At 61.2% G+C, this 9,065-nt stretch carries 11 protein-coding genes and 1 tRNA gene; 4 read left to right on the top strand and 8 right to left on the bottom strand.

Annotation, left to right across the window (positions count from 1 at the left end; genetic code table 11):
- The 3 genes from AC5E6N_RS11375 to AC5E6N_RS11365 form a co-directional block, all read right to left on the bottom strand.
- A partial coding sequence (locus AC5E6N_RS11375) for an LON peptidase substrate-binding domain-containing protein (RefSeq protein WP_491747929.1) occupies positions 1 to 578 on the bottom strand: 578 nt, incomplete at its 3' end.
- Positions 579 to 761: 183 nt separating this feature from the next.
- On the bottom strand, positions 762 to 1,745 hold the full coding sequence (gene trxA / locus AC5E6N_RS11370) for a thioredoxin (RefSeq protein ID WP_491747928.1): 984 nt from the start codon (positions 1,743 to 1,745) through the stop codon (positions 762 to 764).
- 86 nt (positions 1,746 to 1,831) lie between these two features.
- Positions 1,832 to 2,350, bottom strand: a complete 519-nt coding sequence (locus AC5E6N_RS11365; RefSeq protein WP_491747927.1) for a prolyl-tRNA synthetase associated domain-containing protein — start codon at positions 2,348 to 2,350, stop codon at positions 1,832 to 1,834.
- Positions 2,351 to 2,550: 200 nt separating this feature from the next.
- On the opposite strand from AC5E6N_RS11365, the gene AC5E6N_RS11360 reads away from it, so the two are divergent.
- The 3 genes from AC5E6N_RS11360 (at position 2,551) to AC5E6N_RS11350 (ending at position 4,035) form a co-directional block, all read left to right on the top strand.
- Positions 2,551 to 2,625 (top strand) — tRNA-Gly (locus AC5E6N_RS11360).
- A gap of 341 nt (positions 2,626 to 2,966) precedes the next feature.
- A complete protein-coding gene (locus AC5E6N_RS11355) occupies positions 2,967 to 3,515 on the top strand; it encodes a hypothetical protein (protein ID WP_491747926.1) in 549 nt (182 codons plus the stop codon).
- Between the two features lie 175 nt (positions 3,516 to 3,690).
- On the top strand, positions 3,691 to 4,035 hold the full coding sequence (locus AC5E6N_RS11350; RefSeq protein ID WP_491747925.1) for an MmcQ/YjbR family DNA-binding protein: 345 nt from the start codon (positions 3,691 to 3,693) through the stop codon (positions 4,033 to 4,035).
- On the opposite strand, the gene AC5E6N_RS11345 is transcribed toward AC5E6N_RS11350, so the two are convergent.
- Positions 4,032 to 4,826, bottom strand: coding sequence for a glycosyltransferase family 25 protein (locus tag AC5E6N_RS11345; RefSeq protein WP_491747924.1), 795 nt, complete (start codon positions 4,824 to 4,826; stop codon positions 4,032 to 4,034). The genes AC5E6N_RS11350 and AC5E6N_RS11345 overlap by 4 nt on opposite strands.
- A 212-nt stretch (positions 4,827 to 5,038) precedes the next feature.
- Between AC5E6N_RS11345 and AC5E6N_RS11340 the strand changes: the two genes are divergently transcribed.
- A complete protein-coding gene (locus tag AC5E6N_RS11340) occupies positions 5,039 to 5,191 on the top strand; it encodes a DUF3096 domain-containing protein (RefSeq protein WP_491689636.1) in 153 nt (50 codons plus the stop codon).
- Between the two features lie 3 nt (positions 5,192 to 5,194).
- Here AC5E6N_RS11340 and AC5E6N_RS11335 read toward each other — a convergent pair whose 3' ends face one another.
- The 4 genes from AC5E6N_RS11335 to AC5E6N_RS11320 are packed head-to-tail and all read right to left on the bottom strand — an operon-like array spanning position 5,195 to position 8,899.
- Entirely contained in the window at positions 5,195 to 5,536 is a 342-nt protein-coding gene (locus tag AC5E6N_RS11335) for a hypothetical protein (RefSeq protein WP_491747923.1), read from the bottom strand.
- Positions 5,537 to 5,552: 16 nt separating this feature from the next.
- Positions 5,553 to 6,188 (bottom strand): hypothetical protein, encoded by a 636-nt coding sequence (locus tag AC5E6N_RS11330; RefSeq protein ID WP_491747922.1) that lies wholly within the window; start codon positions 6,186 to 6,188, stop codon positions 5,553 to 5,555.
- Positions 6,189 to 6,198: 10 nt separating this feature from the next.
- Entirely contained in the window at positions 6,199 to 8,439 is a 2,241-nt protein-coding gene (locus AC5E6N_RS11325; protein WP_491747921.1) for a xanthine dehydrogenase family protein molybdopterin-binding subunit, read from the bottom strand.
- Between the two features lies 1 nt (position 8,440).
- Positions 8,441 to 8,899 carry a (2Fe-2S)-binding protein gene (locus AC5E6N_RS11320; protein WP_491689632.1) on the bottom strand — a complete coding sequence of 153 codons (459 nt, stop codon included), beginning with the start codon at positions 8,897 to 8,899 and terminating at the stop codon, positions 8,441 to 8,443.
- Positions 8,900 to 9,065: the final 166 nt, after the last annotated feature.

Raw genomic sequence — 9,065 nt, 5'->3', positions numbered from 1 at the left:
AGCAGCGCCTGTTTTTCCGCCGGTCCGTACGGCGCCATCATCGACATGGTGTTGACCAGCGTCGCATTGCTGGCCTGGCCGACGCTCTCCCAGTCGGCCTCGAGCTGATTGGCCTCCAGATAGGCGCGGAAGCTCCCAAGAAGCGCATTGCGGTCGACCTTGTCCTCGCCATTGTCGGATGAAAGATCGTTGAGGAACGGTGCGATGCGCCCCTGCCGGTAGGCCTTGCGCGTCGGCGCTTCCTCAAGCAGGCGAAACCGGCAGATGCCCACCAGCGATATGATGTAGCGCCCGTCGCCGGTTTCCGAGAGCGAGGTGATGCGGCCAAGCGTGCCGACGGAACAAAGGGACGGGTAGTCTCCGCCCTCCGTCTTGCCGCCGAGGTCGAACTGCGGCTGAATGATCGCAACGATCCGGTCGGCCGCCAGCACATCGTCGATCATGGCGAGATAGCGCGGCTCGAAAATATTGAGGGGCATCTGGCCGCACGGCAAAAGCAGGGCACCTGAAAGCGGAAAAAGAGGCACACTCGACGGAATATCCTTTTCCGTCCGGTAATGTACATTTCCAACCTGCAAAGCCCAAAACCCCGCTTTCCACGCAGCACTTTAGAGGATTTGGGGCCGCTCGCGCAATTCTCAAGGGTCCGGGCGCGTTTTGATTCAATCCGCCATAGGCGGCCTTGACGCCCACGCGCCCGCCTCACCGCGAGCGCAAGTCACAGGCCGGCGGCCGAAGTCAAACCAAAGGGCGGTAAACCGTCAGGAAAACATGAGCGAGGACAGTTTGCGCCGTGCCGTCAGCGTTGCCGGATCGGTCGGACCCCAGGCTTCGAAGAAGGTCAGCAGCTGTTTGCGCGCGCCGTCGTCCTGCCAGTTGCGGTCCGCCTTCATGATCGCCAGGAGATGATCGGCCGCTTCGTCGCGCTCGCCCCTGATATTGAGGATTTTCGCCATATCGAAGCGGGCTTCGTGATCGTTGGGGTTGGCGGCGAGCCGTGCCTCGAGCTGTGCCGGATCGCCAAGCTCGGCGACTTCTTCCTCGAGCGCGAAGCGGGCGAGAATGCCGGCGATTTCCGGCACCTGCTTCTGCTCCTCGTCAAGGCCTTCGATGAGTTCCTTGGCGCGGTCGACCTGACCGGCGGCGATCATGCATTCGGCCATGCCGGCCATCGCCTTCACATGGTCCGGCTGGGCCTGCAGGATCGTTCCGAAAATCTGCGCCGCCTGATTGAGATCGCCGGTGTCCAGCGCGGCGCGCCCCTCGGCCAGGATCGCATCGATGTCCGGCCCGCTTCCGTTTTCCTTCACCAGCTTGTCGATGAACTTCTTGATCTGGCTTTCCGGCACCGCGCCCATGAAGGCGTCGACCGGCTTGCCGTCGGAAAACGCAACGACGGCCGGGATCGACTGGATGCCCATCTGCCCCGGGATTGCCGGATGATCGTCGATGTTCAGCTTGACGAGCTTGACCCGGCCGCGCTGCTCGGTCACCACGCGCTCGATGATCGGGCCGAGCTGCTTGCACGGACCGCACCAGGGCGCCCAGAAATCGACGAGCACCGGCTGGTTGCGCGATTCATTGATCACGTCATTGGTGAAATCGGCTGTCGTCGTATCCTTGATCAACGGACCACCGCCGGCTGCGCCGCCCGGGGTCCGGGTCTCCGCCTCCCCGCCGAACGTTACAGTTCCACCCATCTGGTTCCCGAAGGAACCGCCATAGGGATTATCGCCGTCCTGCATCAGATCTCTCCGAAATATGCCGGCCAAACGGCCGCAAACAAACTCTTACAAAAATCGGCAAGTCCGTGCCTGTTTTCAAGGCACGCTCAGGCCAATGCCACTATTAAAGGTTTATGGCCGGTCGTTTCAAGGAACCGCAGGAGATCGTCCCGGCCGATCGACGTGGTCGCATCGTTGCGCAGCGGATGGGCGTTGATGATGTCGTGCCGCATCAGGCTTTCGTCGAGCACCATTTGCACCCTGTTCTGTGTGTCATTGATGACGCCGAATGGCGTGACCGCGCCGGGCACGACCCCGAGCAGTTCCATCAGCGGCTCGGGCTTGCCGAAGGACACCCGGCCCTTCGCGCCGATAGCCATGTGGATGGCCTTCAGGTTGACCTCGGCATCCTCCTGCGCCGTGACCAGGAAGAAATTGCCCTTCTTGTCCTTGAGGAAGAGGTTCTTCGTGTGACCGCCCGGAATCCCGTCTCTCAGGGACCGGGATTGCGACACCGTAAAGACGGCGGGATGGTTCCTGGTCGTATGGGCGATGCCCATGGCATCGAGCGCTTTGTAAAGGTCCTCGGCCGTTTTTGGCTGGGCCTGTGCGGTCCCGTCAGGCATGGTCGGATCCGTTTTTCATGGCATGCATCAATCAGCTTATGGCCGTGTGTGATAGGCGCAGCGGCGCGAAATCGCAATCGAAAACGCACACCCCGTCCGGCATCATTTTCCTGTTGCATTTGTCGCCCGCTTGCGCCATATACCGCCGGGCGCGGGCATTGCCTGCCGCACCTTACCCGGCCGGTCACCGGCCATGCCGAGCGGGCGTAGCTCAGGGGTAGAGCACAACCTTGCCAAGGTTGGGGTCGTGAGTTCGAATCTCATCGCCCGCTCCAATTTTTCTTCTTGATATTCAGCATGTTAGCGAGAAGGCCCGTGCGGCCGTGCCATGTTGTCTGTTGTTGTTGAAAAGCGCGCACAAAAAGTAAATTTATATGTACATTCCTCAGGGAACTTCGGGCCCGCTGGTGCTTCCACATGCTGGTAATGCCAGGCGGGCCTCAATCGTTGTGAACATGTTTTCTACCTTCAGACATGTTCTTTTCGGCAGCCGGTAAGAATCGGTTAAGATATCTGTAATACTCTTTATACATGTTGTCCACGCGCATCATGAGGCCGCGCCCTAATATAAGAACCGCACCTTCATGAAGTCTGTACGGCACCGTTGGGGACAATCTTGCTTTCGGTCAACTCAATCGCGCTTCACATTCTAAGTCATGATCGGCTGCCGGCGGCCTCGGCCACCAAACAGGACACGCCCGGCTCTGATTTGATTGCCGCTGCCAACAACGTCAGGAAGCCATCGGATGAAACGCCGGCAATATTGACCGATGATGTCTTCAGCGTAAACAGCACCGACCCCAACAAGTTGAAAATGCACCTTTTTGAACGGCTGGGAGCGAGTCTCGGTGTCAAAATGGATGATTACGCCTCCCTGTCGGACTACGGTAAAGTCATCCGCGACATTGTTGAAAAGATTAGAGCTACTCCAGACGGGCACCAGAAGCTGAAAGAGATCGAGAGGGAACTGGGTCTCACCAAACTGGGCCTTTCCATCGATATACTCATCAATGCCATGATCAATCCGGGGGGCAGGGATGACGACAAGGTGGATGAGGCACTGATGCGCCAGGTGGGCGGAGCTTCGGCGGACGGACAGAACGAGGATCCGCGTGTCATCCTGCAATCGATGCGTATCGACGAAACCGGCACATACGGCTACTGAGTTTCAAAAAACGAAATCGGCGACGCCTTCAGCAATTTCATCATCCGGCCGCAGACCGCCGGCTGACGCCCGTTAAGCAGCCGAAAAGGCGGCGCCTTGCATCCAAACCGATGACTTGGCTGCACACGCCGGATGATGGATTATCAGGTCAAGGAAACAGGTCGGGGACAAAGATATGAGCAGAGACCGAGTCAACGCGATTTGCAGGCGCTTGCCCGGCGCGGAGGTTTCCGATCCGTGGGGCGGCGGCCACGATGCATGGAAAGTGGGCGGCAAGATGTTTGCCTGCATAGGCGCGAAGATCCCCGGCGTCTCGGTCAAGACCGACAGCATCGAAACGGCGCAGATGCTGATTGATGCCGATGTCGGCGTTAAGGCGCCCTATTTCCACCGGTCATGGATCAACCTGCCGTGGGACACCGAAGAGGACGAACTTCGCTACCGGCTTGAAAACTCCTACCGGCTGGTGCGCAAGAGCCTGACGAAGAAACAGCAAGCCGAACTGCAGCCTTTTGACTAAGCTGAATCGATCTTCCGCGAGAAGCTTGCCTCGATCACCGGTTTTGTCTCGAACCAGCGTTCGACCTCCCTTCTGACACGCATCCAGGGCGTTTTGCGTGCCTTGGGCGGATCGGGCAGGCGCAGGAGATCGCGCTCCTCCCGCACCACGCTCTCGAACTCCGGATGGCTTTGCTGATCGTCGGCCAATTGCGTCTGGAAACAGATGGCGGGCTGCAGCTGGTAGACCTTGACCTGCTTGACGATGCCGATGTCGGGATCGAACATCCAGTCATCGATCGCCGCGGTCGAGGTCTCGCTCATCGACAGCAAACGGGCGGCGCTCTGCCGTCTGAGGAAATATCCCGCCGATCCAAGGTGATTGGAAAGCAGGCGCGCCATCCGGAACCGTCCGTGCCTTTTGGTGCCGAGCCTGGAAAGCCGGATCTGGTAAAAGGCGGTTTCGGCTTTCACGATGTCGGCCGAACGCGGCATCCAGCCCGTATCGGCAAAAAGCGGTCCCGAATCCGGGTCGATCAAAATATCGTCCTCGCAAACGAAGCCCCAGTGATCCTTGCCCTCGGCCACCCGTTTCCAGGCCTGCCGGTGGCTCTCGAAGACCGCGATCTCGGTAGGTGCGAGCGGGGACCGGCTGAGATTGAGCGCCTGATATCGGTCGGCATGGCCCTGCGGCAATGTCTTGCCGTTCACCGCGGCAATACGTTCGACCGCAGCCCCGACATTTTCCAGCTGGTCGCGGGTCCGCTGCAAACGAACCGGATGCCGGTCAAGGTTGATCAGATAGGCCTTCATGTCACCCCCCGGCGCAGTATAGGCAGCAAAATCGCCGTCTGTGAACACGGCCTTGCGCGGATACGCATTGCCGTAACGGAAATGGTGGGGATTGCCGGCCCGAGCGGATTCCGTCGCTCGCCCGCATCAGCTACCATTGGATGTCCTCTGGCCGTTTGGTTGGCCCGGATCCGGTCGCTCTGACCGGATAAACAAACCGAGGAGAATGGGCAATGGAAATCAATGTCGTGACCATGCAACCGCTGATCGCGCTGATCGCGGGCATACTCATCCTGATCGTGCCGCGTATCCTGAACTATGTGGTGGCCTTCTACCTCATCCTGTTCGGTGTTCTGGGCCTCTGGCCGAGCCTTTTTGCGGGATAGCCCTCAGGCCGGCTGGCGGCCGCGCCAGATGCTGATGGCAATGAGGGCGAGGATCGCGAGATCGATGACAATCAAAAGCCATGTCAGCCATGCGGCCGCGCCAAACGGACCGGCCGTCATATAGGTTCCCAGCACACCGATGAGGGTGACCAGAAAGGCGAGATACCGTATCCAGCGGATCCGGTAGAGCAATGCCGCGCCTAAGGCGAGATAAGCGACGCCGAACGGGATGAGGCCGACGGTGTCGCCGTTCCAGCCGCTGATGATCCATGCAAGGCAGTGCAGCAGGCCGTTGACGATCAGGAGCTGACCCGCCAGCCTCAATCCGTTTGCGAACGCGTCCATCACGCAAACCTCCGGTTCACTCGGTCGGGCAGGGCGTGCCCGCCGCGGCCCATTTCATCAAAGCGTCCATCGTCGCCTGCAATGAGTGCGGCGCCGGCTCCCGGCTGCCGCCCGGCTCCCAGGCCCAATGCAAAATCAGATCGTGATCCAGATGCACCGCGACCTCCCTGATCGTGCGCTCGCCGTTGCGCGCGGGATCCTTGAGCTGCTCGCAGATATAGGCGGACGACTTCCCGAACCACTCGGCCTCGACGGGCGCAAGCTGCCAGGTCATCGCCACGCGCGGCGCGGCGTGCGGCGTGTCATTCGAAACCGCTTCCATGCCCTCCATGTCGGTGTGGCACGTCGAACAGAGCAACGTCTCGGCGCCGATGCGGCTCTCGCCGGCATTGATGTTCATGCCATGCGGCCGCGTCCGCCCGTAGCTGGGTCCCGACCACATGGGCCGGTTGTCGGCGCCGACGTGACAGTTTGCGCAGCGCGGATGCGACGCCACCTCGTAAAAGAGCTGCCAGTTCGCCAGCCCCTCTTCGACCGATATGGACCCTATCTCGAATTCGTTGAGCACCCGGTCCGTTCCGACCGGCTCGGCCGCGAGGGCAAGCGAACTGAATGCGGCCAGCCAGATGGCGGCAAGTGCCGATGTCTTCACGCCGATGCCCTCACACGAAGTCGATATGCTTGTTGAACGGCATCTCGCGGATGCGCTTGCCGGTTGCGGCAAAAATCGCATTGGCGAGGGCCGGCGCGGCCGGCGGAACGGGCGGCTCGCCGATGCCCCGGATCTTGCTGCCGTTCTCCAGACCACGCACCTCGATCCGCGGACACTGATAGAGCCGCATGCCTTCAAAGGCATGGAAATTGGTCTGCTCGGCCATCCCGTCGGAATAGGTGATCTCACAGTTCATGGCGTGGCCAAGACCCCAGATCACCCCGCCCTTGACGAGATTGTCGAAGTTGACCGGATCGATGACCCGGCCGACCTCGGCGGCGACATAGACCTTGTCGATCCTGATCCCGTCATCCGTATCGGTCACCTCGACCACTTCGGCCGTCGACACGCCGAATGACATGCAGAACGCCACGCCGCGGCCGCTTTTCGGCCCGAGATCGGTTCCCCAGTTCGACATTTCACCGACGGCTTCGAGCACCTTGCGCGAATTGTCGTGCCACATCAGCCGGATGCGTTCTTCCAGCGGATCGGCGCCGGCGGCGACGATCAGTTCGTCGAGGAAACAGTCATGGAAGAAGCCGTTGGAGGATGCGCCGACGGATCGCCAGGAGCTGATCGGCGCAAGTTCCGGCGCGCGGTAACCCGTCATGCGGTAATGGGGTATGGCGAAGGGCTGATCCCAGGCGCCGGCGATGATCTGCGTGTCCGGACCGGGAAGGGACAGGTTCTGCCGGCCCATCTGCGAGGCGATGACCGACGGCATGGCGATGCCGAGATCATAGGCCTCGACCCTGCCGTCTTTCACCGTGCCCCGGCCACGCGCCATGGCGATCTGCCGCGGGAAATCGTGGATCATGTCTTCTTCGCGGCTGTACACCAGTTTCACCGGCGTACCTTTCATCTGCTGGGCGATCTCGACCGCCTGCTTGACCACCTCGTCCTCGAGGCGATGGCCGAAACTGCCGCCCACGTAAAGAACGTGGATATGGACATTGTCGGCATCCAGCCCGGTCATGCGCGCCACATTCGACTGCACGAACCGCGGTATCTGCGTGCCGGTCCACACGTCGGCCCGGTCATCGGTGATCCGCACAACGGCGCTGATCGGCTCGAGCGGCGCATGGGCGAGATAGGGCGCGCGGTATTCGGCCGCAATCACCTCGCCGTCGGCCAGCGCCGCTTCCACATCGCCGTCGTCACGGTTGCGCGCTTCGATCTGTTCGTCGTTGAACGAGTTGGAAAGCGCGTCCCAGTGCGCATCCATTTCCGCCGGATAAGGGGCTTCGCCCCAGTCGAACTCAATCGCGTCGGCAGCCTGAAAGGCGCGCCAGGTGTTGTCGGCGATAACACCGACACCGCCGGTAACCGGAACGATCCGCTTCACGCCGCGCATCGTCTCGGCAGCGCCCGCATCATATCCGTTCAGCGCGCCGCCCTGGCGCGGATTGAGTTTGACGGTGGCGTAGACCATGCCGTCGATCCTGAAATCGACGCCATAGGGCAGCGTACCGGTGGATTTTGCGACGACGTCGTGCCGCTGCATCGGTTTGCCGATCAGCCGCCACTCGCTCGGATCGCGCAGGGTGACATTGGTCACCGGCCTCATCTTCGCGGCGGCCGGCGCCAGCGCCACATAGGTCAGCTTTGAGCCGTCCGGCATGAGGACGGCGCCCTTTTCGGTCCTGAGCTGGCCGACCGGAACACCCGTTTGTTTCGAGGCCGCCGCCTTGAGCGTCTCGCGCGCCACCGCGCCCGCCATGCGCAGTTTGTTGTAGCCGTCCGGAACGGAGGTCGACCCGCCCGTGACCTGCATGCCGAGGAACTTCATCAGCACATCCATCACCCCGCGCACCGATTCGGCCATGAAGCTTTCATCGGTGGAGCGGAACGGAGCTCCTTCCTCGGAGAGCGCGGTGTTGTAATAGGCCGGACTCGGCCGGCCGGGATCGACCTTCACCTGATCCAGCTCGATATCGAGCTCCTCCGCGATCAGCGCGGCCTGCATGGAATAGGCGCCCTGTCCGAGATCGGTGCGCGGCGTGATCAGCGTCACGCCCTCGGCATCGATCTTGACATAAGGCGTTATGGCGGCCTCGTCTTCCGAAACATCCGCCATCAGCGGATTTTCACCGGGGCGCCGGTACATATACGCACCGAAGGCGACGCCTCCGGCGATGGCGACGGAGCCGATGAGAAACGTCCGGCGGGCGATGGTTGCAGCACGTCCCATATCAGGCACTCCTCAACGTTTTTGCCGCCGTCTTCACGGCCTCGCGGATGCGCGGATAGGTTCCGCAGCGGCAAAGATTGGCCGACATGGCGAGATCGATATCCTCGTCGGTCGGATCGTCGTTGAGATCAAGAAAAGACGCCGCCGCCATGATCTGGCCGGACTGGCAATAGCCGCACTGGGCCACCTGATGTTCCACCCAGGCCGCCTGGACGGCATGCAGCGCCTCGGGGGTTCCAAGGCCCTCGATCGTGGTAATCTCGCCATCGACCGCCGCGACCGGCAGCTGGCATGAGCGGACCGCCATGCCGTCCACATGGACCGTGCAGGCGCCGCATTGTGCGATCCCGCAGCCATATTTCGGTCCTGTGATGTTCAGTTCGTCCCTGAGCACCCACAAGAGCGGCATGTCTTCTTCGACATCCACCTCATAGGCCATTCCGTTTACGGTGAGTTGCATGCGACCGGCTCCCTTTACAGATGGGTACTAGAGCGAGTTGTGATTAGATTGAAGCATTTGACCGCGGCGATTTTGGTTTCTGACAAGGCGGGTTGCGCGCCGTGGTGCCCACCCACCACAAGCGCGAGCCAACGCAGTCAGAGGGCAAAATCGCCTGGCCCATTCA

The sequence above is a fragment of the Hoeflea sp. genome, from assembly GCF_984452065.1.
Note: the sequence above shows the minus strand (reverse complement) of the source record. Positions and strands in the feature narration are given on the sequence as shown.